Here is a 24411-nt window from a genome sequence, read left to right on the forward strand (position 1 = left end):
TTCCACCGGTCGCCGGCGTCGTCGGCAGGCCACGGCGACGGCCGGACATGCTCTTCGCGGACCGCGGCTACGACCATGACAAGTACCGGCGGCTGCTGTGGCAGCGTGGTATCCGTCCAATGATCGCGGAACGCGGCCAGCCGCACGGCTCCGGCCTGGGCATCTTCCGCTGGGTCGTGGAACGAACGATCTCCTGGCTGCACGGCTTCCGCCGCCTGCGCATCCGCTGGGAGAGACGCGACGACATCCACGAAGCCTTCCTCGGCCTCGCCGCCTGCCTCATCACCCACCGACACGTTCAACGCCTTTGTTAGGAGCTCTAAGACGCCGGGATCGTCACGCGTCTGGGAGTCCCCGCCGCTCGCGGCCTCCCCCGCCGTGTCACTCATGCCCGGCCCCTCCCCCCGAGCCGGAGCGGACGGTCAGCGCCGCGCCGTCCGCGCGGTGGTCGGTGAGCACGGTGCCCGGGCCCGACCTGGTCACCAACTCGACCACCATGCGCGCGCGGAGGCGCTCCCCCGAGCGCGCCGCCAGCCAGCGGATGACCTCCCCCATCAGCCGTAGCACCCCCATTGTCACGACCGTTGTCACCATCAGCCACGGATTGTCCATGAACACCGTCTTGTCTCCCTTGATGCTTCCCGGTCGGCGACCGGTTCATCAGGAAGAGGCTGCGGGGGACGAGATTCTTCACCGCCCATCGCGGGGAATCTCCGGGACTTGGGTTACGGCTCGGCGGTTACGGCTCGGCGGTTACGGCTTTGGGGCACGCGGCCAGCCCCTCCCCAGACGGCGTGGCGCTCACGCGCCCCGGGCCTCACGCGCCCCGGGCCTCTCACGCATCCCGGGTCAGATGGGCGAACGCCTCCAGGTTCCGCGTGGACTCCCCGCGCGCCGTGCGCCACGCGTACTCCTTGCGGATCGCGCTGGCGAATCCCATCTCCAGCAGCGTGTTGAAGCTGCCGTCGGCGTTCTCCAGCACCGTGCCGAGCACCCGGTCCAGCTCCTCCGGCGTGACCGCCGCCAGCGGCAGCCGCCCCACCAGGTAGATGTCGCCGAGCTGGTCGATCGCGTAACTCATCCCGTACAGGCGGGTGTTCCGCTCCAGCAGCCAGCGGTGCACGGCCTCGTGGTTCTCGTCCGGGCGGCGGACGACGAAGGCGTTGACGGACAGCGAGTGCCGGCCGAGCCGCAGCGAGCAGGTGGTGGAGAGCTTGCGGGTGCCGGGCAGCGTGACGACGTATGTGCCGTCGGACGGGTTCTCCCACTCCAGCTCGGCGTCGCGCAGCGTCTGCTCGATCACGGCCCTGGCGGCTTCTGCGGCGGTGGCCTCGTTCCTGGCCTCGGCGTCACCCATGAACCGATCGTAGGCGACGGTAGCCGCGCATCGCCTCCGCGTAGACGTCCGCCGTCGCCGTGGCCGCCTTGTCCCAGCCGAAGCGCTCGGCGTGGTGGGCGGCGCCGATGCCCAAACGTTTCAGCAGCGCGGGGTCGTCGGCGAGGCGGCGCAGCGCGCGGGCGTAGTCGGCGGGGTCGTGGCCGGGCACCAGGATGCCGCTGTGCCCGTTCCGTACGGCCACCGGCAGGCCGCCCACCTCGGCGGCGACCACCGGGGTACCGCAGGCCTGCGCCTCCACCGCGACCAGCCCGAAGGACTCGCTGTAGGAGGGCATGACCAGCACGGATGCCGCCCGGTACCAGTCCGCGAGCTCGTCCTGGGCGCAGGGCGGGCGGAAGCGGACGACATCGCTCACCCCGAGCCGCGCCGCGAGCTTGTGCAGCTCCTCCGGCTTCGCCAGGCCGCTGCCGCTGGGCCCGCCGACCACCGGGACGACGATCCGCTCACGCAGGCCCGGGTCCTCGTCCAGCAGATGGGCGACGGCGCGCAGCAGGATGTCGGGCGCCTTCAGCGGCTGGATACGCCCGGCGAAGAGGGGGATCAGCGCGTCGGGCGGCAGGCCCAGGCGGGCGCGGGCGGCGGCGCGGCCGTCGGCGGGGCGGAAGCGGTCGAGGTTCACCCCGGGGTGGACCACGGCGACCAGCTCGGGGTCCGCGCCGTAGTGGCGCACCAGCTCCTCCGCCTCCTCGGCGGTGTTGGCGATGAGCCGGTCGGCGGCCCCGACGATCTGCTCCTCGCCGATCACGCGGGCGGCGGGCTCGGGGGTGTCGCCCGCCGCGAGCGCGGCGTTCTTGACCTTGGCCATGGTGTGCATGGCGTGGACGAGCGGCACGCCCCAGCGCTGGGCGGCCAGCCAGCCGACGTGGCCGGAGAGCCAGTAGTGGGAGTGGACGAGGTCGTAGTAGCCGGGGCGGTGGCCCGCCCAGGCCCCCATGACCCCGTGGGTGAAGGCACAGAGCTGGGCCGGGAGGTCCTCCTTGGCCAGCCCCTCGTACGGCCCGGCGTCCACATGCCGTACGAGCACCCCGGGCGTGAGCTCGACGGTGGGCGGGAGGGCACCGGTGGTCGCGCGGGTGAAGATCTCCACCTCGATGTCGAGGGCGGCCAGCCGCCTGGCGAGCTCCACGATGTAGACGTTCATGCCCCCCGCGTCGCCGGTGCCGGGCTGGTGCAGCGGCGAGGTGTGGACGCTGAGCATCGCTATCCTGCGCGGCCGACGGCCGGCGCGTCGCAGGCGCTGGTGGTGCGGGCCGCCGAAGGCCCCATGTGAACGGCCTCGCAGGCCGCCGAGCCGGGATATGTGCTGGCTCACCGCGCGATCCTCCTTGCCGGGACGGACTCGGGTCGGGCTCGGGTCGAACGTGTGGTCGAACATGGGTCAGGCTCGGGTCCAACGTGGGTCGGGCTCGGGTCCGACGTGGGTCGGACTCGGGTCCGACGTGGGTCGGGCTCGGGTCCAAGGTGGGTCGGGCTCGGGTCCAACGTGGGTCGGACTGGGTCCGACGTGGGTCAGACTCGGGTGGCTCGGGTACCTCGGTTAGCTCTGGTGGCGGAATCCGGATTCGGGTAGCGGAATCCGGACGCGCGCCGCCAACCCCTCAACACCGGAACCTCTCGTTCCCATTTCCGCTTTGCCAAAGCGTGACGTTCTTCCGCCCGGGGTTACGCTCGGCGCATGTCTGCCCGTGTACCTCCGCCGGGTCGGCCCATCGGCTCGGCGACCCGGGGGACCACCAATCCCAACCGGCTGCGCCGCATGGATCGGTGGATCGCCGCCGCCCACGGCCCCGCGCTGCGTCGCGCCGAGGCCCCCATCGCCGTCGACCTGGGGTACGGGGCCGCGCCGTGGACCGCCGTCGAGCTGCTGGGCAGGCTGCGTACCGTGCGGCCGGACGCCCGGGTCGTCGGGGTCGAGATCGACCCCGGCCGCGTCGCCGCCGCCCGCCCGTACCGGCGGGAGGGTCTGGACTTCGCGCACGGCGGCTTCGAGGTGCCGCTGCCGGGCGGCGCGCGGCCCGCGCTGATCCGGGCGGCCAATGTGCTGCGCCAGTACGAGGAGGGCGAGGTCGCCGACGTGTGGCGGCGGCTGTGCGCGCGGCTGGCGCCGGGCGGGCTGCTGGTGGAGGGGACCTGCGACGAGATCGGGCGGCGGCACGTATGGGTCGCCCTCACCCCGCGCGGCCCGCGCACCGTGACCTTCGCGGCGCGGCTCGGCTCCCTGGACCGCCCCTCCGACCTGGCCGAACGGCTGCCGAAGGCGCTCATCCACCGCAATGTGCCGGGCGAGCCGGTGCACACCTTCCTGCGCGACTTCGACCGCGCCTGGGCGGCCGCAGCCCCCTACGCGGTGCTCAGCGCGCGCCAGCGCTGGATACGCAGCGCCCAGGCGCTGCGCGCCGCCGGCTGGCCGCTCATGGACGGCCCCCGGCGCTGGCGCCAGGGCGAGGTCACCGTGCGCTGGGAGGCACTGGCGCCCCGCCCGCGTCCGGGTCGGCCCCGCGCAGAGACTCCTCGCTGATCCCCTCGCTGGTCTCCCCGCCGACCTCCTCGCTGGTCTCTTCGCTGATCTCCTCGCCGACCTCCCCGCTGGCCTCGCTCGTCTCTTCGCCGATCTCCTCGCTGATCCCCTCGCTGATCTCCTTCGGCCCGAACGGCCACACCTTCTCGAACCGGGCCCACAGCAGGAACGCCACACACCCCGCCCCGACCCAGGCCAGCGACCACTCGATGGGGTGCCGGCCGGGCGCGTTCCGGTCCGCGTAGCCGTAGATCACCAGCCAGCCGACGAGCGCGACGACGCTCGGCACCGGATACAGCCACATCCAGTGCGGCCGCCGCAGCCCCGGCTGCCGGCGGCGCAGCACCTGCCGCTGCTGCCTCGGGTGGGCGGGCCCGATCCGTACGGCCCCAGGGGCCTTGAGGGGCAACAGGATCTGGAGGGCGCCGTCGCGGCCGAGGCGGTCGTACGGGCCGCCCGGGAGCTCGGCATGTCGGGGAGGGCGGCGGCGAGCGCCCTCGGTGAGGACGCGGTGCTGCTGGGCGCGGTGGCCACGGACCTGGAGGCGGCCAGGGAGCAGGTGTTCACCCGCACCCGGGAAGGCGGCGGGTAGCGCGGGGGGAATGCCCGGAGCGCGGGCAGCGTCGCCGCCGTGAGCTGCTGCCCGTCGGCGGCGCCGGCACGCGAGGGGGGCGCCCGGAGCGCGGGCAGCGCCCGCTATCCCACCGGCACCGTGTCGCGCGCCAGCGCCCGCAGGGCCCCGGCCGTCGGGGAGCCCTTCTCCGCCGTGTAGGTGCACAGCACCTGGCCGGGGTCGGAGGGCAGCACGAACGCCTCGTACGTCAGCACCAGCTCCCCCGCCACCGGATGCCGGATCCGCTTCGTACCGCCGGTCCGCTCCCGCACGGCCTGCGCCTCCCACCGCCGCCGGAAATCCTCGCTCCGCTCCAGCAGTTCCCGGACGACCTGGCACACCCGGACGTTGCCGGGGTGGCGCCCGGCCTCCGCCCGCAGGCCCGCCACCGTCTCGTCGGCGACCTTGTCCCACTCCGGGTGCAGGGCCTTGGCTTCCGGGTGGAGGAAGACCAGCAGGGCCGAGTTGCGCTCCCGCTCCGGGAGCGCGGCAAGGTCGAAGCAGACCCGGCCGCCCAGCAGATTCCAGGCCAGCACGTCGGCACCCGGCCCGAAGACGAAGGCGGGCACCGTTTCGTCCATGGCCTCCAGCAGCAGCCGCACCTCGGGCCGCACCCCCGGCCGGGGCCCGGGGTCCACGGGCCACTCCCGCCGGGGCAGCGTGATGTTGCGCAGATACGTGTGCTCGGACGGCGTCAGCCGGAGCGCCCGCGCGAGGGCGTCCACCACCGAGTCCGAGATGGCGGGGGCGCGGCCCTGCTCGATGCGGGTGTAGTAGTCGACGCTGATCCCCGCCAGCTGCGCGACCTCCTCGCGGCGCAGCCCCCGCACCCGGCGCCGTACGAGCCCGTCGGGCAGCCCCAGCTCGGCGGGGTCGAGCGCCGCCCGCCGCGCCCTCAGGAACGCCTTGATCTCCGGCTCCGCATCACCCATCGCTCCATTATCCGCGTATCCGCGACAGCCCCCGGAAGGCCGCAGCCCACGGAAGGCCGCCGATCCCCGCCGTCCAGGTGGTTCTGCCAGACCCAGGTTGAGCCGGGCCTGGTGCCCGGCCCCCGCCGGCCGAAAGCTGGGACCACACCCCACCGAAACCACATGACGCAGGTAAGGCGGAACCCCCATGAAGCGCAGGATCCTCGGCGGCACCGGCATCTCGGTCAGCGAATACGCCCTGGGCACGATGATGTTCGGCGCCTGGGCCAACCGGGACCACGACGAGTCGGTGCGGATCATCCACCGCGCCCTGGACGCGGGCATCAACTTCGTCGACACCGCCGACATCTACTCCGCCGGCGAGTCCGAGGAAATCGTCGGCAAGGCACTCAAGGGGCGCCGCGAGGACGTCGTCCTGGCGACCAAGGTCTTCAACTCCATGGGCCCGGACGCCAACCACGGCGGCAACTCCCGGCGCTGGATCACCCGCGAGATCGAGAACAGCCTGCGCCGCCTCGGCACGGACTACATCGACCTGTACCAGATCCACCGGCCCGACCCGGCGACCGACATCGACGAGACCCTGTCGGTCCTGTCCGACCTGGTCCGGGCGGGCAAGGTGCGGGCCGTCGGCTGCTCCACCTTCCCGGCGGAGCAGATCGTGGAGGGCCACTGGACCTCCGAGCGGCGCGGCCACGTCCGCTTCCGCAGCGAGCAGCCGCCGTACTCGATCCTGGCGCGCTCGGTCGAGGCGGCGGTGCTGCCGACCGCGCGGAAGTACGGGATGGGGGTGCTGACCTGGGGCCCCCTGTCCGCGGGCTGGCTCTCCGGCCGCTACACCAAGCCCTCCGACATCGACCTGACCGGCGGCCGCTCGGCCCTCGAGCGGCACAAGTTCGACCCCTCGCTTCCGGAGAACGCGCGCAAGCTGGAGGCCGTCGGCCGGCTCGCCGAGCTGGCCTCCGACGCCGGGCTCTCGCTGCCTCACCTGGCGGTCGCGTTCGTACGGTCCCATCCGGCCGTCACCTCGGTGATCATCGGGCCGCGCACGATGGAGCAGCTCGATGACCTGCTCGCGGGGGCGGACGTGGAGCTGAGCGAGGACGTCCTGGACCGCATCGACGAGATCGTGCCCCCGGGCACGGACCTGAACCGGGCGGACAGCTACTACGAGCCGCCGGCGCTGGCCGACAAGGCGCAGCGCCGGCGGCGGGCCGGGGCCTGAGACCCCCAGCAGCCTCGGGCCCCGAGGGGGAGGGTGGTTCAGAAGGTGGTTCAGAAGTTGGTTCAGAAACTGGGTCAGAGGGTTGGGTCAGAAGTTGGGTCAGAGGGCGGTTGAGAGCGTGACTCAGACGTGGCCGGCCGGGAGCAGCTCTGCGCGGCCGAAGAGCAGGCCGTAGCCGGAGGGCAGTCGGCTGAGCAGCCGGTCGAGCAGCTCGTCCCCGGCCATCTCCGCCACCGCGCCCAGGACCGAACTCACGTCCCAGCGCGCGGTGGCGGAGGTGGCCCCGCCCAGGCGCGCCGCGACGGCGTCGACGAACTCGGAGGCGGCCGGCGCGAGCGTCGGCGGGATGGGCCCGGCCAGGGCGGCGGCCGCCTCGCGCGGCAGCCGGTGGGCCAGCTCCGCCCGCTCGGGCCCGGTCAGATGGCCGCCGAGGGACGTCAGAACGGTCCGGGTGATCCGTTCGGCTTCCTCGCCGGTGGCGTACTGGCCGCGCTCGCGCACCTGCTCCACGAGTTCGCTCCACCGCATCGCGTGCATTCCTTTCCTGCTGAGCCTGGTGATGCTGCTGAGCCTGGTGATCCTGCCGGTCTTGCTGACCACGGCGGGGCCCCGGGCCGCCGGCCGGCCCGGGGCCACCATGCGCGGGTCAGCCGCTGATCTGCTTGGGCCCGGAACCGCCGCCCGTGATCTGGATCTTGCGGGGCTTGGCCTCCTCCGCGACCGGGATACGCAGCGTGAGCACACCCGCGTCGTACGAGGCGTCCACGCGCTCGGTGTCGAGGGAGTCGCCGAGGAAGAGCTGTCGGCTGTAGGTGCCCGTCGGGCGCTCGGCGGCGATCGTCTCGGCGCCCTCGGGGGTCATGGAGCGGCGCTCGGCGCGGACGGTGAGGACGTTCCGCTCGACATCGATGTCGATGGTCTCGGGGTCGACGCCGGGGAGGTCGAACATCACCACGAACTCGTCGCCCTGGCGGTAGGCGTCCATCTGGAGGGCCGCGGGCCGGGTCGCGGTGGCGCTGCCGAACATCTGCTGGGCGAGCCGGTCGAACTCCCGGAACGGATCGGTACGCATGAGCATCACAGGTCACTCCTTCCGTCTGGTGCACTGAGTGCGATGCCCTACGTCTTCTTATATAGCTCTCTCGAAGAAAATTGACAACAACGGACTCAGGTTGTCCCCCAAACCGAGAGTCAGGTTGTGACTGCTGGGGGTCAGGTCGTAACCGCGTCCAGGAACGCGTCGACGAGCGCCCGGTCGTGGGCATGGGTCAGCCGCTCGCGGGCCTCTTCCGGGAGCAGCCAGACGAGCTGGTCGACCTCGTCGTTGGGGACGTTGGGGGCGTTAGGGATGTGGGGGGCATCGGGAACACCAGGAACGTTGGGGGCGAATCCACGGTCATCGGGCTCATCGCGCTCATCAGGCTCATCGGGGTGGCCGGGGACCGCCTCAGCCGCCCAGTAACGGACCTCCTTGGGCCGGCCCTTGACCGGATAGCGGACGGTGGGCAGCTCGGGCCCGGGGACACACCGCACCCCGGTCTCCTCCCCCACCTCGCGCACCGCGCAGCGCAGCGCGTCCTCGCCCCGCTTGAGCTTGCCTTTCGGGTGCGACCAGTCGTCGTATCGCGGTCGGTGGACGAGCGCGATCTCCGGTCGGCCGTCGCGGGCGGAGCGCCGCCAGAGGACGCAGCCGGCCGCGCGGATCACCGGTTTCCCAGCCATGCGCGGACCTCCCTGTCACGGCCCGGCACCAGCACGCCGATGCGCCGAGAACGCCTAGGACACCGAGAGCCCCTGAGACGCCTGGGACGCCGAGGACAGCGTCCGCTGCCAGATCCGGCCGAAGGCGAAGCGGGCGGCCTCGACCTCATGTCGTTGGTCGGCGTGCAGCACTCCGAGGGCGTAGGCGGTGGCGGGGGCGATCCGCGGGGTCCGGGCCGCGGCGGCCGCGGCGGCCGCCGCCTCGGCCGCGTCCCGGTGCCGCTCGAGGGCCTGCCCGGCGGCCAGCAGCCGTACCGACAGCGAGGGGTCGGCCTCCGCCGGCCCACTGCCGTCCGGCCGGTCCCCCGCGTCGAGCACCTCCAGGGCGTAACGCCGCAGTCGCAGCAGCCGCCGCACCTGGTGCCAGGGCGCGTCCTGCCGCTCACTGGCGGGCGGGGCGTCGGCGGCCGGGGTGGCGGCGAGACCGTGGATCAGCGCCTCCGCGTTGTACGGATGCCCGGCCCGCCCCAGCGGCAGCGCCTCGACCGCCTCGGCCAGCCGCCGCTGCGCCAGCTCCGCGAGCGGCGGCAGCGCCAACTCGGCGGGGCGGGCCGCGGCGGCCTCGTCGAGAGGCACCTCGGAGGCCAGGAGCGCGACCGCGTCGGCGACCGCGTGGAAGCGCGAGGAGCCGAGCGCCTGCAGGGCCGCGGTGTGCGCGCGGGTCCGCGCGAGGGTGAGCTGGCGCTCCAGGAGCGCCCCGGCCCGTGCGGCCCCGACGGTCAGAACCCCGCCCCGGGCCTCGTCCGTGCCGCCGCCCGATCGCGCACCCGCGCCGCCGCCCGGCCGCTGGTGCGTCCGGTCGCCGCGCGGCGTGGCCGCGCCGGGGTCGAGCCGCTCGTGCTGTTCCTGCTGTTCTTGCTGTTCCCGCCGCCCGGGCTGTACGTGCTGTTCCCGCCGCCCGGGCTGTTCCCGCTGCTCGCGCTGCTCCTGCTGTACGTACTGTCCCTGCCGCTCGGGCCCCAGGGCCCCCGGCCCGCCCGCCGGCCGGACCGCGGCGTCCGCCGCCTGCCCCGCATGCCCCCTCTGGCCCGCCTGCCCCCTCTGGCCCGCCTGCGCCGCCTCCGCCGTGCCGCTCGCCGCATCGCTGCCGCGCGGGCCGGGCGTACCAGGCGGGCTAGGGCTAGGCGTGCTGGGAGGCGTACCCGGAGGTGTACCGGGCGGGCCCTGCGGGGCGTCGGCCGTCAGCGAGACGCTGCGGCGTGCGGCGCGGGAGAGGCGCTGGACCGGCGCGTCCCCCACCGTCCCGCGCCCCGCCATGCCAGGCGTCCCCGGCGCACTCCCTGGCGCACCCCCCGCCGCGTCCGCCGCGTCCGCCGCGTCCGTCGGGGCGCCGGCGCCCGAGAGCCGGTGCAGGGCGCCGCGCAGCCGGGTCAGGCGCGCCGCGTACGCGTGCTCCAGCGCGAGCGTGCCGGACAGCCACGCCAGCTCGGAGCGGAGGTGGTCGGCCCAGGCGGTGTCGATGAGCGGGCGGTAGACCCACAGCACGCCGCTGATGCGCCGCGCGCAGCGGCACATCAGCCGGGCGGCCTCGGCCGCCTCCTCGGCGTCCACCCCGCTGTCCCGCTGCTGCCGCAGGCTCCGCAGGAAGTCCCCGGCCTGGGCGTTCAAGTACCAGGACAGCGCGTCGCCCGCCGTCGCCGTCGCGAGCGCCGGCCCGGCCCCCGTCGCCGTGTCGGCCCCCATCACACCGTCCGTCATGTCGTACCCCCCAGGGCCGAGGGCAGCGGCGGGTAGAGCGCCGCGCGACCGGCCGGCCCCCGTAACCCCGACCGGCGACGACAGATCATGTCGCTGTACCACGCCGTCGCCTCCGGGCGTCTATGAGCATTTCCTGTACGTTCCGCAGCGGCTGTCCTTCGGCGTCCGTCGCGTGCCGCGTCCACTCGCCGTCCGGGCCCAGGTGCCAGGAGGCGGTGGAGTCGGACATGCCGGTCTCCAGCAGCCGGTTGAGGGAGGCGCGGTGGGCGGGGTCGGTGACCCGGACCAGCGCCTCGATCCGGCGGTCCAGATTGCGGTGCATCATGTCGGCGCTGCCGAGCCACACCTCGGCCTCCCCGCCGTTCCCGAACGCGAAGACGCGCGAATGCTCCAGGAATCGGCCCAGGACCGAGCGGACCCGGATGTTCTCCGAGAGCCCGGGGACCCCCGGCCGCAGCGCGCAGATGCCCCGCACCCACACGTCCACCGGCACGCCGGCCCGCGAGGCCCGGTAGAGCGCGTCCACGATGGCCTCGTCGACCATCGAGTTGACCTTGATCCGCACATACGCGGGCCGCCCCGCCCGGTGGTGGGTGACCTCCCGGTTGATCCGGGTGATCAGCCCGTCGCGCAGCGACCTGGGGGCGACCAGCAGCCGCTGGTAGTTCTCCCGCCGGGAGTAGCCGCTCAGCCGGTTGAACAGGTCGGACAGGTCGGTGCCGACCTTCGGGTCGGCGGTCAGCAGCCCCAGGTCCTCGTACAGCCGCGCCGTCTTCGGGTGGTAGTTGCCGGTGCCGACGTGGCAGTAGCGGCGCAGCGTGTCGCCCTCCTGGCGGACCACCAGCGACAGCTTGCAGTGGGTCTTGAGGCCGACCAGGCCGTAGACCACGTGGCAGCCGGCCTCCTCCAGCTTGCGCGCCCACTTGATGTTGGCCTGCTCGTCGAAGCGGGCCTTGATCTCGACGAGGACCAGCACCTGCTTGCCGGACTCGGCGGCGTCGATGAGCGCGTCGACGATCGGCGACTTGCCGGAGGTGCGGTAGAGCGTCTGCTTGATCGCGAGCACGTCGGGGTCGGCGGCCGCCTGCTCCAGGAAGGCCTGCACGGAGGTGGAGAAGGAGTCGTACGGGTGGTGCAGCAGCACGTCCCGCTCGCGCAGCGCGGCGAAGATGTCGGGCGCGGAGGCGGACTCGACCTCGGCGAGGTCCCGGTGGGTGCCGGCCACGAACTTCGGGTACTTCAGCTCCGGCCGGTCCAGCGCGGCTATGCCGAACAGCCCGGTCAGGTCCAGCGGGCCCGGTAGCGGATAGACCTCGGCCTCGGAGACCTTCAGCTCGCGCACCAGCAGGTCGAGCACGTACGGGTCGATGGACTCCTCGACCTCCAGGCGCACCGGCGGCCCGAAGCGGCGCCGCAGCAGCTCCTTCTCCAGGGCCTGGAGCAGGTTCTCCGCGTCGTCCTCCTCGACCTCCAGGTCCTCGTTGCGGGTCACCCGGAACATGTGGTGCGCCAGCACCTCCATGCCGGGGAACAGCTCCTCCAGGTGTGCCGCGATGACGTCCTCCAGCGGCACGTACCGCTGCGGGGATGCCTCCAGGAACCGCGAGAGCAGCGGTGGGACCTTCACACGTGCGAAGTGGTCATGGCCGCTGACCGGGTTGCGCACCACGACCGCGAGGTTGAGGGAGAGCCCGGAGATGTAGGGGAAGGGGTGCGCCGGGTCCACCGCGAGGGGGGTGAGGACCGGGAAGATCTGCTGGCGGAAGAGCGTGAAGAGGCGGGACTGCTCGTCCTCGGTGAGGTCGGGCCAGCGGATCAGGTGTATGCCCTCGTCGGCGAGAGCGGGGGCGACGTCCTGCTGGTAGCAGGCCGCGTGCCGGGCCATGAGCTCGCGCGACCGGGTCCAGATCAGGTCCAGGACCTCGCGGGGCTGCAGCCCGGAGGCGGAGCGGGTGGCGACGCCGGTGGCGATGCGCCGCTTGAGGCCCGCCACCCGCACCATGAAGAACTCGTCCAGGTTGCTGGCGAAGATCGCGAGGAAGTTCGCCCGCTCCAGCAGCGGCGTGTTCGGGTCCTCGGCGAGCTCCAGCACCCGCTCGTTGAACGCCAGCCAGCTCCGCTCACGGTCCAGGAACCGCCCCTGGGGAAGCTCCTCCCCGTCCACGTCCACGCCGTCCACTTCGTACGCGTCCAGGTCGCCGTCCAGGTCCGGGTCCAGGTTGCGGACCGGCGGCGCGGCGACGGCGTGCGGCCGGTGCGCCGCGATGGAACCGACCGAGGGCTGGGGCTGCGGCTGCGGGTGGGGCTGCGCGTGGACGGGTGCCTGACCGCTGGAGTGGTTCATGTCCTCATTGTTCCGCGCCGAGGGCGGGAACGGCGTCCCCGGAGACTGTGCTGGAGCGGCACGGAGCCTCCGGTTCGAGGGGGTCGGCACGGCGGGCTGCATTCAGCGATGCTCGCAACCGAGTTTGAATCGCCGGTAACGGAGACATGGCGCGTAGGAAATCGGGATCCATCTCGCAGGCGTCACGGCCGACCGCGCAGCTCCCCGGGCCGGCCCCGCAGCTCCCTCGGCCCGACCGCGCAGCTCCCCGGCCCGCCGTCAGGTCCCCGTCACGTCTCCGTTTCAGATCTCCGTCACCTCTCCGTTCAGATCTCCGTCACGTCTCCATTCGGGTCTCCGTCACGTCTCCGTGCGGTACATGAGATCCGTCTCGTACGTCGTAAAGCCCAGCCGCCCGTATACGGCGACGGCGGGGAAATTGTCGGCGTCCACGTACAGCATCGCGGTCGGCAGCCCGCGGCCCGCCAGGTGCCGCAGCCCGATCGCGGTGAGCGACCGCCCGAGTCCGCCGCCCTGGGCGTCGGGCCGCACCCCCACCACGTACACCTCTCCCAGCCGCTCCTGCGCGTGCGCCTTCGTCCAGTGGAAGCCGACGATCTCCCCGCCCCGCTCGGCCAGGAAGAAGCCCTCGGGGTCGAACCACGGCTCCCCCATCCGGTCCTCCAGGTCGCGCCGGGTCAGCGAGCCCTGCTCGGGGTGGTGGGCGAAGGCCGCCGCGTTCGCCGCCACCCAGGCGTCCTCGTCCTCGCCCGGCCGGAAGGTCCGTACGGTCACGCCCTCCGGCAGCACGGGCTCGGGGATGTCCAGCGTGTCCAGCGGGCCCAGCGGCCGGCGCATCTGCCGCAGCTCCCGGAACAGGGTCAGCCCCAGCACCTGCGCGAGATGGCGCGCCGAGGAGTGCCCGCCGTGCGCCCACACCCGCAGCCGCTTGCCCGACTCGCGCAGCAGCGTCACGCCGAGCGCCCGCCCGTGGCCCTGCCCGCGGTGCGCCGGGTGTACGACCAGTTCGGCGGCCGGGGCCTCCACCGGGTCGGTGTCCTCCAGCTGCGCGTACCCCACGAGTTCCCCGCCCGGCTCCTCGCGCAGCAGCAGGTGGCGCACGCCCTCCCGCCGCCCCCGCAGCTGGAGCCGCCCCTGCTCGGACACGGCCTGCTGCCCGTCCGTGCGCGCGGACTCCGCGACGAGCCGCAGCACGTCCTGCGCCACGGCGGGCGTCACCTCGTCGAGGACATCGATCCGGCGGGCGCCGGCCGCCTCGTTCAGCACGTCATTCATGGTCCCGAGCCTACGGCCCGGCCCTGACCGGACAGGCCCCACACGCACGCCCCGACCCCGCGCACCCTCCCCCGCACCCTCCCGGGGGCGACGCCCCGCCGTACGGCCGAACGGGTGAGCCCCTGCCCCGGGTAGGCCCGGCGGTTACGCCCCGCCGACTGCCCCACCGGCCGCCCCCCCTAACCCCCGGCGGCCGCCCCCGCCGCTTACCCCCGGCGGTTACCCCCTCCCCACTCGGCTCCGCCCCCCTCCCCACCCGGCTCCGCCCCCTCCCCACCCGGCTGCGCCCCACCCCACCGGTTGTCCACGCGCAATCAGCTCGTAACCTCGAGCCCCCTGCCCCGCTACGCGCGTTGACCGTATGCTGCCGCCGTCGCTCGACCATCGCACAGAAGCGTTGCACAGAACCGTACAGAGGGGACCCCATGCCAGGGATAGCTCAACGGCCCCGCGCGGCCCGCCGGTTGACCGCCGCGGCGGCCGTGCTGGCGGCCGCGGCCGGGATCATGTCCGCCGCCGGCCCGGCGGGCGCGGACCCAAGCGCCCCCGCGAAGCCGCACCCAGCCCGCACGGTCGATGTGCAACTGCTGTCGTTCAACGACCTCCACGGCAACCTGGAGCCCCCGCAGGGCTCCTCCGGCACCGTCACCGAGACCCAGCCGGACGGCACCACCAAGGCCGTCCCGGCGGGCGGCGTCGAATACCTCGCGAGCGCCCTGCGCACCGCGCGCAAGGGCCACCCGTACTCCGTCACCGCCGCCGGCGGCGACATGATCGGCGCGAGCCCGCTGCTGTCCGGACTCTTCCACGACGAGCCGACAATCGAGGCGCTCAACAAGCTCGACCTGGACGTCACGGCCGTCGGCAACCACGAGTTCGACGAGGGCCGCGCCGAGCTGACCCGTATCCAGAACGGCGGCTGCCACCCGAAGGACGGCTGCTACGAGGACGGCAAGACCTTCCCCGGCGCCGACTTCCCCTACCTCGCCGCGAACGTCACCGACGAGAAGACCGGCAAGCCCATCCTGAAGCCGTACACCGTCTGGAAGCACAACGGCGTCAAGATCGGCTTCATCGGCGTCACGCTCGAAGGCACCCCCAACATCGTCACCGCCGAGGGCGTCAAGGGCCTCAAGTTCCACGACGAGGTCGAGACGATCAACAAGTACGCCAAGGAACTCAACCGCAAGGGCGTCAAGTCGATCGTCGCGCTCATCCACGAGGGCGGGCTCCCGGCCTCCTCCTCGTACAACTACGACTGCGACAGCGGCGGCCCGGGCTCCGGCATCTCCGGCCCGATCGTCGACATCGCCAAGAACGTCACCCCGAAGGTCGACGCCCTGGTCACCGGCCACACCCACCAGGCGTACGCGTGCACCATCCCGGACCCCTCCGGCACCCCGCGCACCGTCACCTCCGCCGCCTCCTTCGGCCGCCTCTACACCGACACCACCCTCACCTACGACCGCCGCACCGGCGACATCGTCCGTACGAAGGTGAAGTCGGCCAACCATGTCGTCGACCGGCAGCAGCCCAAGGCCGCCGACATGACCTCCCTCATCGGCCGCTGGAACAAGCTGGCCGCGCCGATTGCCAACAAGCCGGTCGGCTACGTCTCCGCCGAGATCCCGGGGCGCGGCTCCACGGCGTACGAGTCCCCGCTCGGGGACGTCATCGCCGACGCCCAGCTCGAAGCGCTCTCCCCCGCCGACAAGGGCGGCGCCCAGCTCGCCCTCATGAACCCCGGCGGCATCCGCTCCGACCTCGCGTACGCGGCGTCGGGCAGCGAGGGGGACGGGGTCGTCACGTACGGCGAGGCGTTCACGGTGCAGCCCTTCACCAACATGATGAACGTCATCGACCTCACCGGCGATCAGCTCATCACCGCCCTGAAGCAGCAGGTCAGCGGCTCCAACCAGGCCTCCCCCAAGATCCTCCAGGTCTCCCGGGGCCTCACCTACACCCTCGACCTCACCAAGACCGGCGCCGACCGTGTCGTCGCCGATTCGGTGAAGCTGAACGGCGAGGCCATCGACCCGGCCAAGACCTACCGCGTCGCGATGAACGAGTTCCTCGCGGGTGGCGGCGACGGCTTCCCCGCCTTCAAGGAGGGCAAGAACAAGCTGGTCGGCGCCTCCGACCTGGAGGCCTTCACGGCCTACCTCACCGCGCACTCCTCCGCCTCCGCGCCCCTGGCACCCCCGGCGGCGGACCGCATCAAGATCGTGCGGTGACCCCCCGAGCGCGCTGAGCCACACGCGATGCGGCCCGGCCCCCATCGGCTCCCCGGTGGGGGCCGGGCCGTCGCGTGTGCCCCCTATCCCCGCTATCTGACGTGGTCGAGACGGCCCGCCTTGGCGCCACGTATGAAGTCGCGCAGAGCGGCGGGGGTTGTGCTCAGGATGGTCTCCGGGTCGTCGCTCTCGCGCAGGACGATGACGCCGTCGGAGGCGGCGACGTTCACGCAGTTACCCGCGTCGCCGCTGTAGGAGGACTTACGCCACAAGTACGTGGACACGTTTTTCACCTTTCACATGCTGCGAACAATGCGATGAATGAAGTCCCGGGACTCCGCCGCATCGAGCGCGGTCGTCTCCATCCGTTCCAGAACGGCCCGATACTTGGCCAACTCCGCCTCAGCGTCCATGAACTGGGTTCCCTGAGCGGAGTCGAGCTGGACTGTATCGAGCTGTGACACGGGGCCGAGGACGTAGTCGAACGACTGCCCAGTACCGGGGAAGGTCCCACCGGCGAACGGAATCACCCGAACGGTGATGCTGTCCATCTCACTCATCGCGATGAGGTGTTCGAGCTGTGCACGGACCGTAGCCAGCCCTCCGAACTCCATCCTGAGAGCGGCTTCATGGATGATTGCCGTGTACGGCACCGGGCTGTCTCCATAGAGAATCGCCTGCCTCTTCATCCGATGCGATAGTCGATGCTCCACTTCGTAGGCCCGCAATGGTGGAGCCACTTCCCCGATCACCGCACGGGCGTAGTCCACTGTCTGGAGCAGGCCTGGAATGTGGATGACCAGCGCGACGCGCAGCGCGCGCGCCCGATGCTCCAGCTCGGCCATGTCCGCAAAGCTCGCCGGGAGGTGCTCCCGGTATTCGTCCCACCAACCCCGGGTGCGTCCACCTGTCATGTCGGCCAGGGCGTCGACCAGTTTGTGATCGACACAACCGTAACTCCTGGCCATCGCCCGAACCCGATCGCCGCTCACCGAATAACGACCTGCTTCGATCATGCTCACCCGAGCCTGCTGAACGCCCAGGAGGGCGGCTGCTGCCGTAGAGGACAAACCCGCACGCTCACGCAACTTGCGCAGTTCGGCGCCCAGGCGCCGCGACTTGATCGTCAGGTTGTTGGTCGTAGCCATCGGTCTCCTCATCACCCACACGAGTTGAATCGTGAGCTATAACGCCAGATCCCTGTTAGATCTAACACCACTTGCCCTACCGTGTGGGCCAAGCCACCCAACTCCACCCGACCGAGGGAGACTCGCATGGCCACCGTATCCCCGCAGGAGACCGACTCGGCGCCGTCCGACCAGCCGTGGACGTACACCCTCCGGCTCCCCAACGACCCCCGTGCCGCCCGTATCGCGCGGGTCACCCTTCGCGCCGTCCTCTCCGGTCACGGCATGGCCGAGCTGGCCGAGACCGCCGAACTGCTCACCAGCGAGATGGTGACCAACGCCATCCGCCACTCCGACGGCCCCGCCCAACTGCGCCTGCGCCATCTCTGCGAGAGCCGCCTCCGGGTCAGCATCTGGGACACCAACCCGACCATCCCCGCGCCCTTCGACACCCCGCCCGGCCGTCTCGACCGCCTCACCGCCCTCGCCGAGGCCGCCGCCAAGGCCGACGACACCCACGGCCGTGGCCTGCTCATCGTCCGGCTCTGCGCGGACAACTGGGGCGGCTACCCGCTCGCCGACGATCTCTTCGGCATCAGCGGAAAGCTTCTGTGGTTCGAACTCGCCCCGCTCCGCGACTCGTTCGACATCGCAGCCTGATTCGCCGTGGCGCGCACCGAGTACTACGACCGACCCGGCCGCCCCCGAGCCGAACAGCCTGGTGGTCGCCGCCTCCGCCGTCGTCACCGACGACACCGGTCGCATCCTGCTCCAGCGCCGCCGGGACAACGAGCTTTGGGCGCTGCCCGGCGGCGGCATGGAGATGACCGACTCCCTCCCGGGAACGGCGGTCCGCGAGGTCAAGGAAGAGACAGGACTCGACGTAGAGATCACCGGACTCGTCGGCACGTACACCGACCCGCGCCACGTCATCGCCTACACGGACGGCGAGGTCCGCCGACAGTTCAACGTCTGCTTCACCGCCCGCATCGACGGCGGTCAGCTGGCGATCTCCGACGAATCCACGGAGCTGCGTTTCCTCGCGCCGGAGGAACTGGCCGATCTGCCCATGCATCACACGCAGCGGCTCCGGCTCCGCCACTTTCTGGAACACCGCGACCGGCCGTATCTCGGATGACCCGTAAGCCTCGGCACAGGCGATCGCGGACACGGCGGCGGCCAGCGCGGCGGCGCTCAGCGCGGAAGCACCCAGTCCGGCGTCCAGGTCCCCGGCGCGTCGTGGCCGGTCCCCGTGGTGGCGAGGTGGGCGCGGAGGGTGGGCAGGGCGGGGTGGGGGTTGTCGCGGTGCCAGAGGAGGGAGTGCGGGTAGACGGGCGTCGGGTCGGTGACGGGGATGCGGCGCAGGCCGTGACCGGCGGGCCAGACAAGGCGGGTCTGCTCGCTCATGAAGGTGGCCAGGGCCGGGGTGTCGGCGACGGTGTCGATGAGCACGTCCGAACCGAAGTTGGGGCCGGTCGCCTCGATGGTGAGGCCGAACTCGGCGACGAGGTCGTCGTAGTACGCGGCCCATTCCGTACCGGGGACGATGCCGGGCATCCAGATCCGGTGTCCGACGAGCTGGGCGACGGTCACCGAGCGGGCCGAGGCCAGCGCGTGGCCGGGGCCCGTGAGGAGCTGGAGCGGCTCGTCGAGCACCCGGACGAAGTCGATGTCCTCGGGAAGGGGCCTGCCGGGCGCGGCGACGGCGCGGAAGGACGCGTCGATCGCGCCGGAGCGGAGGGCGGAGACGGCCGTCTCGATGTCGAAAAGCATCACCACGTCGAGGTCGATCTCGGGGTGTGAGCGGTGGAAGCCGCGCATCAGACCCGTCGCCGCGCCGCGCGAGGCGATCACGTCGACGCGCAGGGGCCGGCGGCCGGTCCGTACGGACGCGACGGCCCGCTCGGCGGCGCGCAGCAGCTCCCGGGCATGGGGCAGGAACGCCTGCCCGTCGATGGTGAGCTCGGCACCGCGCGGCGTGCGGGTGAACAGCCGCACGCCGAGGTCGCGCTCCAGCGCGGCGATCCGCTTGGAGACGGCCTGCTGGGTGACCGCCAGCTCGGCGGCGGCCTCCTGGAACTGCCCCGCCTCGGCGGCGGCGACGAAGGTCCGGACGGTGTCGAGGTCCATGCGGACACCCTACGGATACAACCGCTGGTTGTGACGGGGCGGCCTCGCGGTTGTTTGATCCCGCGGTATGGCGCTCGCTTTGATGCTTCTGATCGCGGATCGGTTGTGCGGGTGAAGGCGAGGGGCGCATGGGAAGCGGGCATCGGCTGGGGCGGCGGTTCGGCTGGCTCTGGGGAGCGTACGGGACCAGCGCGCTCGGCACGTGGCTGGCCTTCGGCGCGTTCCCGCTGATCGCCGTCCAGGTGCTGCACGCCGGACCGGCCGAGGTCGCCGCGCTCTCCTCCGTGGGGGCCGCGGTGGGCGCCGCCGTGGCGGTGCCGCTCGGCCCGTGGGTGGAGTTCCGCCGCAAGCGGCCGGTGCTGATCGCGATGGACCTGGTGCGGTTCGCGGCGCTGCTGACGATCCCCGCCGCGTACGCGCTCGGCGCGCTCACCTTCCTCCAGCTCCTGCTGGTGTCGGCGGTCGTCGCGGCGGCCGACATCACCTTCCGCGCCGCCTCGGGCGCGTACCTGAAGACACTGCTGCCGGCCGAGGACCTGCTCGTCGCCAACGCCCGGTTCGAGTCCACGACCTGGACGACCACGATCATCGGCCCGCCGCTGGGCGGCGCGGCGATCGGGCTCCTCGGTCCGGTGGCGACGGTGGTGGCCGACGCGGTCAGCTACCTGCTCTCCGCGCTCGGCATCCGCGCGACGGGCGGGCAGGAGCCGCCGCCCGAGCGGCGGGAGGCTGTGCCGGAGGGCCAGGAGCCGGCGCCCGAGCGCCGGGAAGCCGCGCCCGAGCGCCGGGAGGCCGCACCCGAGCGGCGGGAGGCCGCGCGCCTGCGGGCCGGCGACCTGCTCGACGGCTGGCGGTACATACTCGCCGACGCGGCGCTGCGCCCGCTGTTCTTCAACACCGCCCTCTTCAACGCCCTGGTGATGGCCTCCCAGCCGCTGATGGCCGTCCTGATGCTCGGCCCGCTCGGATTCGAACTGTGGCAGTACGGCCTCGCCTTCGCCGCGCCCTCGATCGGCGGGCTGCTCGGTTCGCGACTGGCCCGGCCGCTCGTCACCCGGTACGGGCAGCACCAGGTCCTGGTGGTGGCCGGGACGCTGCGTGCGCTGTGGTCCGTCGGCCTCGCCTTCACGGGGCCCGGCGCCGGGGGGCTGCTGCTGGTGATGGGGGTCGAGCTCGGGCTCATCTTCTGCTGCGGGGTCTTCAACCCCGTCTACGCCACCTACCGCCTCGAACGAACCCCGACCGACCGGGTCACCCGTACGCTCTCCGCGTGGGCGGTGACGACCAAGGCCTCGACCGCGCTCCTGACGGCCGTCTGGGGCGTGCTGGGCGGTCTGCTCGGCCCGCGCACGGCCATCGGCCTGGCCGGGGTGCTGCTGTTGGCGACCCCGCTGCTGCTCCCCCGGCAGGATCACACGTCCCAGCGCGAACCGGAACCGGCCCGCAGCCACACCTGACAGCCACAAAGCGCCGGCACACCTGACACCCGCAAAACCACCGGCACACCTGACCCTCCACAAAAGTGCAGCCACACCCGACACCGCACAGAAGCGCAGCCACCACCCCTGACACCCGCGAAAAGCCCTCACAAAAAGCCCCCACAAAACAGCAAGGAGAACACTCGCGTGAGCACCACCCCCGCCCCCGCCCTCGACCCCGCGCACACCGTCCTTCTCGTCATGGACTTCCAGCCCGCCATCCTGGCCGGTCTGCCCGAAGGCGACCGCGAAGCCCTGCTCGGCCGCGTGGAAGGGGCCATCGCCGACGTACGCGCCGGCGGCGGCACCATCGCCTACGTCCGCGTCGGCTTCACCGAGGCCGACTGGGACGCGATCCCGGACACCAACAAGTCCTTCGCCCCGGTCGCCCAGCACCGTGTCATGCACCACGAGGCCCCTGCCGCCGCCCTCCACGACCGCCTGGCCCCCGGGGACGGCGACATCGTGGTGCGCAAGACCCGTTACGGCGCCCTCTCCACCACCGACCTCGACGAGCGGCTGCGCGAGCGCGGCATCACCACTCTGGTCGTCTCCGGCATCACGACCAGCGGCGTCGTCCTGTCCACCGTCATCGACGCGGCCGACCGCGACTACCGGCTCTACGTCCTGTCCGACGGCGTGGCCGATCCCAACGCCGAAGTCCACGACGTCCTGCTCCACCAGGTCTTCCCGTCCCGGGCCCACCTCATCGACACCGCCGAGCTGCGCACCCTGCTCCGGACTGGCTGAAGGGGGCCGCCAGGCGCGGTTACCCTTCGCCGATGCGGAGGCCGCCGCGCCGGCGCTGGTGGGGGCCGTACTCCAGCCGTCCGCCCACGGCGAGCGGGTCCGCGGTTCCGCGGTTCCGCGGTCTCACTCAGCCGACGGTGTCGGGGACGGCTGTCATCTCCACCCGGGCGATGCCCTGATCCAGGAAGGTGGCCAGGTTCTGGGCCTCCTCTGCGACAGCTTCCCGTTCCTGAGGAGAAAGGGGCCGCAGGGGCGTGACGTTGAGTTGCCGGTCGCGCACGGTCCATGTGGCGGCGACGCGTCCGTCCACGAGCACGGCGCGCTGACCTGAGACGGACAGGCCGAGGTGGGCGTCGTCGATGATGCGGCTGCGGTCGCGGTAGCCGAGGATCGCGTTGTCGAAGGCCGGGAGGAACCGGACGGGAGCGGGCGTGTCCGGGGACGGACGTGGCGCGTCGGGCAGGTCGAGGAGTTCCCGGCCGCGTTCGTCACGGAAGGTGATCAGCTCGTCCCGGATGGCCTTGACCGCGGCGGGCAGACCGGCCAGACCGCTCCAGGCGCGGATGTCCGCGGTGGCGGCGGGCCCGTAGGCGGCGAGGTAGCGGCGCACCAGTTGCTGTCCGACCGGGTCGCTCGCGTCGTCAGGCAGCGGCGCAGGGTCTTGTCCGAGCCAGGTGGCCAGGGGCAGATTCCGCACGCCGGCCTTCGTCTGCCACAGACCGCGCGGGGGAAGCTGAGCCATCGGAATGAGCGCGGCGACGAGGAGTTCGCCCAGGGCGCGGCGTGGCGGGCCGGGCCAGCGGTCCTGGAGTGCCTGGACGAGGGCGCTCATGGTGCGGGGTTGCTGGTCGGCCATCACCGCTCGGCCGGCTGCCGCGACTTCGTCGGGGTCGATGCCGGCCAGTTCGCGTCGGTAGGTGGCCAGCACCCGCTGGCGCAGCATGGTGTCGTGGCGGGCCCGCCAGGCGAGGGCGTCGTCGCCGGTGACCAGATGGACGGTGCGGCGCATCAGGTGAGTCCGTACGACGTGCCGATCCGTCAGTGCCTGATCGAGTCGGTCGGGCGCGAAGGCGTGCAACCTCGACCACAGGCCGGTGAAGGGTTCATGCGGTTCCTGGGCCTGCAGGCCGCACAGGTGGGCCACCGCCGCCTCGACCGGAGCGGTGGTGCGCGCGAGCAGGTGCTGACGGGCCAGGGTCGCGCGGTTCAGAGCGCGCGTGCTGAGGATGGTCATGAGTCCTTCAGGCCGCGGCACGCTCGCCGATCGGGCGGCGGCGGAGTACGGATCGGGTGAGGGAGGGCGGGACGTAGGAGACGTCCAGCGGGCCGAGGTCGGTGCCGGGCGGGACGATCGCGTCGATCCGGTCCAGGACCGCGTCGTCGAGCGTGCGGGTGGCGCCGGTGAGCAGATCGTCCAGTTGCTCCATGGTGCGCGGTCCGACGATCGCGGACGTGATGTCCGGGTGGCTGGTGGCGAAGGCCATGGCCAGATGGGTGAGGGACATGCCGGCCTCCTCGGCGACGGGCAGGAGCCGTTCGACGGCGTCCAGCTTGCGCTCGTCGTTGAGGTGCTGGGGAACCCACCGCATCCGGGCGTTGTTCCGCGGCACGGCGCCCTTGCGGTAGCGGCCTGTGAGCAGGCCCATGGCCAGGGGGCTCCACACGAGGACGCCCATGCCGTAACGGCGGCAGGTCGGCAGGATCTCGCGCTCGATGCCGCGGTTGAGCACGGAGTAGGTGGGCTGCTCGGTGCGCAGCCGGTGCAGGGCACGCTGCTGGGACACCCACTGGGCCTCGACGATCTGTGAGGCCGGCAGGTTGGAGGAGCCGATCGCGCGGACCTTCCCGGCACGCACCAGGTCGCTGAGGGCGGAGAGCGTCTCCTCGATGTCCGTGTGCGGATCGGGGTGGTGGATCTGGTACAGGTCGAGGTGGTCCGTCCGCAGCCGCCGCAGCGAACCCTCGACCGCCGTCATGATCCAGCGGCGTGAGTTGCCGCTGCGGTTGGGGCCCTCGCCCATCGGTCCATTGAACTTGGTGGCCAGCACCACCTCGTCACGCCGCCCTCTGAGGGCCTTGCCCACGATCTCCTCGGTCTCGCTGTAGCCGTACACATCGGCGGTGTCCACGAAGTTGATGCCCGCGTCCAACGCGCGGTGAATCATGCGCGCGCACTCGTCGTGGTCCTGATTGCCGTTCCTGCCGAACATCATGGTGCCCAGGCAGTAGGCGCTGACCTCGATCCCGGTACGCCCGAGCTGTCGCATTCGCATGGTTTCCTGTGCCCTTTTTCCGGTTCGGAGGTGGATCAGCGTTGTACGGGGATCAGTTGTTGTACGAGGCTCAGTCGGCGTACGAGGCTCAGCCGTTGTACGGGATCAGCCGATGTACGAGGCTCAGCCGTTGTACGGGGCCGCCACGTCCAGGACCCAGGTCACGCCGAAGCGGTCGGTGAGCATGCCGTACAGCGGTGCCCACTGCGACGGTTCCAGGGGCCGCACCACCGTCGAGCCCTCTGCCAGCTTCTGCCACAGGGCGCCGATCTCGTCCGTGTCATCGCCGCGCACGGAGACGAAGAACGGGTTGCTGCCCTGGTCCCAGGGCAGCTGGGAGGGCACGTCGTACGCCATGACGTGGAAGCCGTTGTCGCCCGCCACCTCGCCCCACACCACCCAGTCCGCCTCGTTCTCGTTCTGCACGGTGCCCATGTCCTTGTACGTGATGGCGGCGATGCGCCCGCCGAAGACGGACTGGTAGTAGTCCAATGCCGCCCGCGCGTCGCCCTGAAAGTTCAGGTGGGTGGTGGTGGTGACGGACATGCCTTCTCCTTGCTCGCAGTTCGGCGGGGTGGGGCGCCGCCACAGCGCTGGAATCTTGCGACGGCAACCTCGTGACCAGGGGCTATGGCCTCTCTGGCGGATCTTGAA

24 protein-coding genes and 3 pseudogenes are annotated in these 24411 nt (G+C 72.1%); 9 read left to right on the forward strand and 18 right to left on the reverse strand.

The window, feature by feature from the left end; all coding sequences use genetic code 11:
* Positions 1-314 (forward strand): transposase (locus BBH68_RS10735; protein WP_141712980.1); only part of this gene is annotated, 314 nt, incomplete at its 5' end.
* 67 nt (positions 315-381) lie between these two features.
* Here BBH68_RS10735 and BBH68_RS10740 read toward each other — a convergent pair.
* The 3 genes from BBH68_RS10740 to mshA form a co-directional block, all read right to left on the reverse strand.
* Complete coding sequence (locus BBH68_RS10740) at positions 382-612, reverse strand: hypothetical protein (protein ID WP_141712981.1); 231 nt, start codon at positions 610-612, stop codon at positions 382-384.
* A gap of 223 nt (positions 613-835) precedes the next feature.
* Entirely contained in the window at positions 836-1357 is a 522-nt protein-coding gene (locus tag BBH68_RS10745) for a type III secretion system chaperone family protein (protein WP_065961111.1), read from the reverse strand.
* Complete coding sequence (gene mshA / locus BBH68_RS10750) at positions 1350-2711, reverse strand: D-inositol-3-phosphate glycosyltransferase (protein ID WP_065961154.1); 1362 nt, start codon at positions 2709-2711, stop codon at positions 1350-1352. The genes BBH68_RS10745 and mshA overlap by 8 nt, the downstream gene beginning before the upstream one ends.
* A gap of 363 nt (positions 2712-3074) precedes the next feature.
* Between mshA and BBH68_RS10755 the strand changes: the two genes are divergently transcribed.
* A complete protein-coding gene (locus BBH68_RS10755; RefSeq protein ID WP_065961115.1) occupies positions 3075-3917 on the forward strand; it encodes a class I SAM-dependent methyltransferase in 843 nt (280 codons plus the stop codon).
* Here the strand turns inward: BBH68_RS10755 and BBH68_RS10760 are convergent.
* Positions 3847-4263: pseudogene (locus tag BBH68_RS10760) on the reverse strand (hypothetical protein); the annotation flags it as partial. The gene BBH68_RS10755 and the pseudogene BBH68_RS10760 overlap by 71 nt on opposite strands.
* On the opposite strand from BBH68_RS10760, the gene BBH68_RS10765 reads away from it, so the two are divergent.
* On the forward strand, positions 4225-4509 hold the full coding sequence (locus tag BBH68_RS10765; protein ID WP_065961118.1) for a hypothetical protein: 285 nt from the start codon (positions 4225-4227) through the stop codon (positions 4507-4509). The pseudogene BBH68_RS10760 and the gene BBH68_RS10765 sit on opposite strands and share 39 nt — an antisense overlap.
* 104 nt (positions 4510-4613) lie before the next feature.
* Here the strand turns inward: BBH68_RS10765 and BBH68_RS10770 are convergent, their stop codons facing one another.
* Positions 4614-5462, reverse strand: a complete 849-nt coding sequence (locus BBH68_RS10770) for a helix-turn-helix transcriptional regulator (protein WP_065961119.1) — start codon at positions 5460-5462, stop codon at positions 4614-4616.
* A gap of 187 nt (positions 5463-5649) precedes the next feature.
* On the opposite strand from BBH68_RS10770, the gene BBH68_RS10775 reads away from it, so the two are divergent.
* Positions 5650-6687 carry an aldo/keto reductase gene (locus tag BBH68_RS10775; protein ID WP_065961121.1) on the forward strand — a complete coding sequence of 346 codons (1038 nt, stop codon included), beginning with the start codon at positions 5650-5652 and terminating at the stop codon, positions 6685-6687.
* Positions 6688-6810: 123 nt separating this feature from the next.
* Here the strand turns inward: BBH68_RS10775 and BBH68_RS10780 are convergent, their stop codons facing one another.
* From BBH68_RS10780 to mshD, 7 genes and pseudogenes are all read right to left on the reverse strand, one after another.
* The gene (locus tag BBH68_RS10780) at positions 6811-7287 is read right to left on the reverse strand and encodes a DUF2267 domain-containing protein (RefSeq protein WP_342673128.1); all 477 of its coding nucleotides are present in this window, start codon (positions 7285-7287) and stop codon (positions 6811-6813) included.
* A gap of 46 nt (positions 7288-7333) precedes the next feature.
* Complete coding sequence (locus tag BBH68_RS10785) at positions 7334-7765, reverse strand: Hsp20/alpha crystallin family protein (RefSeq protein ID WP_065961157.1); 432 nt, start codon at positions 7763-7765, stop codon at positions 7334-7336.
* 134 nt (positions 7766-7899) lie between these two features.
* On the reverse strand, positions 7900-8409 hold the full coding sequence (locus BBH68_RS10790; protein WP_065961122.1) for an NUDIX hydrolase: 510 nt from the start codon (positions 8407-8409) through the stop codon (positions 7900-7902).
* 54 nt (positions 8410-8463) lie between these two features.
* Positions 8464-9633: a CHAD domain-containing protein gene (locus BBH68_RS10795; protein WP_425428806.1), complete on the reverse strand. Its 1170-nt coding sequence runs from the start codon at positions 9631-9633 to the stop codon at positions 8464-8466.
* Positions 9634-9780: 147 nt separating this feature from the next.
* A pseudogene (locus BBH68_RS44465) lies at positions 9781-10146 on the reverse strand (CHAD domain-containing protein); the annotation flags it as partial.
* Positions 10147-10231: 85 nt separating this feature from the next.
* Entirely contained in the window at positions 10232-12490 is a 2259-nt protein-coding gene (locus BBH68_RS10800) for an RNA degradosome polyphosphate kinase (protein WP_065961125.1), read from the reverse strand.
* Positions 12491-12829: 339 nt separating this feature from the next.
* A complete protein-coding gene (gene mshD, locus BBH68_RS10805) occupies positions 12830-13765 on the reverse strand; it encodes a mycothiol synthase (RefSeq protein WP_065961126.1) in 936 nt (311 codons plus the stop codon).
* Between the two features lie 425 nt (positions 13766-14190).
* Here mshD and BBH68_RS10810 point away from each other — a divergent pair, with 425 nt between their 5' ends.
* The gene (locus BBH68_RS10810) at positions 14191-15999 is read left to right on the forward strand and encodes a bifunctional metallophosphatase/5'-nucleotidase (protein ID WP_065961128.1); all 1809 of its coding nucleotides are present in this window, start codon (positions 14191-14193) and stop codon (positions 15997-15999) included.
* 92 nt (positions 16000-16091) lie between these two features.
* On the opposite strand, the gene BBH68_RS10815 is transcribed toward BBH68_RS10810, so the two are convergent.
* On the reverse strand, positions 16092-16283 hold the full coding sequence (locus BBH68_RS10815; RefSeq protein ID WP_065961129.1) for a DUF397 domain-containing protein: 192 nt from the start codon (positions 16281-16283) through the stop codon (positions 16092-16094).
* Positions 16284-16295: 12 nt separating this feature from the next.
* Positions 16296-17147 carry a helix-turn-helix domain-containing protein gene (locus BBH68_RS10820; protein ID WP_065961131.1) on the reverse strand — a complete coding sequence of 284 codons (852 nt, stop codon included), beginning with the start codon at positions 17145-17147 and terminating at the stop codon, positions 16296-16298.
* Positions 17148-17273: 126 nt separating this feature from the next.
* Here BBH68_RS10820 and BBH68_RS10825 point away from each other — a divergent pair, with 126 nt between their 5' ends.
* Both BBH68_RS10825 and BBH68_RS10830 read left to right on the forward strand, forming a co-directional pair.
* The gene (locus BBH68_RS10825; protein WP_065961134.1) at positions 17274-17786 is read left to right on the forward strand and encodes an ATP-binding protein; all 513 of its coding nucleotides are present in this window, start codon (positions 17274-17276) and stop codon (positions 17784-17786) included.
* A 6-nt stretch (positions 17787-17792) separates the two neighbouring features.
* Positions 17793-18264 (forward strand): annotated as a pseudogene (locus BBH68_RS10830) (NUDIX domain-containing protein).
* 56 nt (positions 18265-18320) lie between these two features.
* On the opposite strand, the gene BBH68_RS10835 reads toward BBH68_RS10830, so the two are convergent.
* Complete coding sequence (locus BBH68_RS10835) at positions 18321-19256, reverse strand: LysR family transcriptional regulator (protein ID WP_065961136.1); 936 nt, start codon at positions 19254-19256, stop codon at positions 18321-18323.
* Positions 19257-19384: 128 nt separating this feature from the next.
* Between BBH68_RS10835 and BBH68_RS10840 the strand changes: the two genes are divergently transcribed.
* Both BBH68_RS10840 and BBH68_RS10845 read left to right on the forward strand, forming a co-directional pair.
* Entirely contained in the window at positions 19385-20713 is a 1329-nt protein-coding gene (locus BBH68_RS10840) for an MFS transporter (RefSeq protein ID WP_065961138.1), read from the forward strand.
* 168 nt (positions 20714-20881) lie between these two features.
* Positions 20882-21484 carry a cysteine hydrolase family protein gene (locus BBH68_RS10845; protein ID WP_245737992.1) on the forward strand — a complete coding sequence of 201 codons (603 nt, stop codon included), beginning with the start codon at positions 20882-20884 and terminating at the stop codon, positions 21482-21484.
* 127 nt (positions 21485-21611) lie between these two features.
* On the opposite strand, the gene BBH68_RS10850 is transcribed toward BBH68_RS10845, so the two are convergent.
* From BBH68_RS10850 to BBH68_RS10860, 3 genes are all read right to left on the reverse strand, one after another.
* Positions 21612-22718: a winged helix DNA-binding domain-containing protein gene (locus tag BBH68_RS10850; protein ID WP_065961139.1), complete on the reverse strand. Its 1107-nt coding sequence runs from the start codon at positions 22716-22718 to the stop codon at positions 21612-21614.
* A 7-nt stretch (positions 22719-22725) separates the two neighbouring features.
* The gene (locus tag BBH68_RS10855) at positions 22726-23757 is read right to left on the reverse strand and encodes an aldo/keto reductase (protein ID WP_065961141.1); all 1032 of its coding nucleotides are present in this window, start codon (positions 23755-23757) and stop codon (positions 22726-22728) included.
* Positions 23758-23880: 123 nt separating this feature from the next.
* Positions 23881-24303 (reverse strand): VOC family protein, encoded by a 423-nt coding sequence (locus BBH68_RS10860; RefSeq protein ID WP_065961142.1) that lies wholly within the window; start codon positions 24301-24303, stop codon positions 23881-23883.
* Positions 24304-24411 lie beyond the last annotated feature (108 nt).

Source organism: Streptomyces sparsogenes, from assembly GCF_001704635.1.
Taxonomy (GTDB): Bacteria; Actinomycetota; Actinomycetes; order Streptomycetales; family Streptomycetaceae; genus Streptomyces; species Streptomyces sparsogenes.

Excerpts from the sequence above, each read along its gene's own strand:
- BBH68_RS10835 (WP_065961136.1), bottom strand. The coding sequence starts at position 19,256 with ATGGACCTCGACACCGTCCGGACCTTCGTCGCCGCCGCCGAGGCGGGG.
- mshD (WP_065961126.1), bottom strand. The coding sequence starts at position 13,765 with ATGAATGACGTGCTGAACGAGGCGGCCGGCGCCCGCCGGATCGATGTC.
- BBH68_RS10745 (WP_065961111.1), bottom strand. The coding sequence starts at position 1,357 with ATGGGTGACGCCGAGGCCAGGAACGAGGCCACCGCCGCAGAAGCCGCC.
- BBH68_RS10810 (WP_065961128.1), top strand. The coding sequence starts at position 14,191 with ATGCCAGGGATAGCTCAACGGCCCCGCGCGGCCCGCCGGTTGACCGCC.
- BBH68_RS10820 (WP_065961131.1), bottom strand. The coding sequence starts at position 17,147 with ATGGCTACGACCAACAACCTGACGATCAAGTCGCGGCGCCTGGGCGCC.
- BBH68_RS10785 (WP_065961157.1), bottom strand. The coding sequence starts at position 7,765 with ATGCTCATGCGTACCGATCCGTTCCGGGAGTTCGACCGGCTCGCCCAG.
- BBH68_RS10850 (WP_065961139.1), bottom strand. The coding sequence starts at position 22,718 with ATGACCATCCTCAGCACGCGCGCTCTGAACCGCGCGACCCTGGCCCGT.
- BBH68_RS10770 (WP_065961119.1), bottom strand. The coding sequence starts at position 5,462 with ATGGGTGATGCGGAGCCGGAGATCAAGGCGTTCCTGAGGGCGCGGCGG.
- BBH68_RS10825 (WP_065961134.1), top strand. The coding sequence starts at position 17,274 with ATGGCCACCGTATCCCCGCAGGAGACCGACTCGGCGCCGTCCGACCAG.
- BBH68_RS10840 (WP_065961138.1), top strand. The coding sequence starts at position 19,385 with ATGGGAAGCGGGCATCGGCTGGGGCGGCGGTTCGGCTGGCTCTGGGGA.
- BBH68_RS10740 (WP_141712981.1), bottom strand. The coding sequence starts at position 612 with ATGGACAATCCGTGGCTGATGGTGACAACGGTCGTGACAATGGGGGTG.
- BBH68_RS10755 (WP_065961115.1), top strand. The coding sequence starts at position 3,075 with ATGTCTGCCCGTGTACCTCCGCCGGGTCGGCCCATCGGCTCGGCGACC.
- BBH68_RS10775 (WP_065961121.1), top strand. The coding sequence starts at position 5,650 with ATGAAGCGCAGGATCCTCGGCGGCACCGGCATCTCGGTCAGCGAATAC.
- BBH68_RS10790 (WP_065961122.1), bottom strand. The coding sequence starts at position 8,409 with ATGGCTGGGAAACCGGTGATCCGCGCGGCCGGCTGCGTCCTCTGGCGG.
- BBH68_RS10860 (WP_065961142.1), bottom strand. The coding sequence starts at position 24,303 with ATGTCCGTCACCACCACCACCCACCTGAACTTTCAGGGCGACGCGCGG.
- BBH68_RS10855 (WP_065961141.1), bottom strand. The coding sequence starts at position 23,757 with ATGCGAATGCGACAGCTCGGGCGTACCGGGATCGAGGTCAGCGCCTAC.
- BBH68_RS10800 (WP_065961125.1), bottom strand. The coding sequence starts at position 12,490 with ATGAACCACTCCAGCGGTCAGGCACCCGTCCACGCGCAGCCCCACCCG.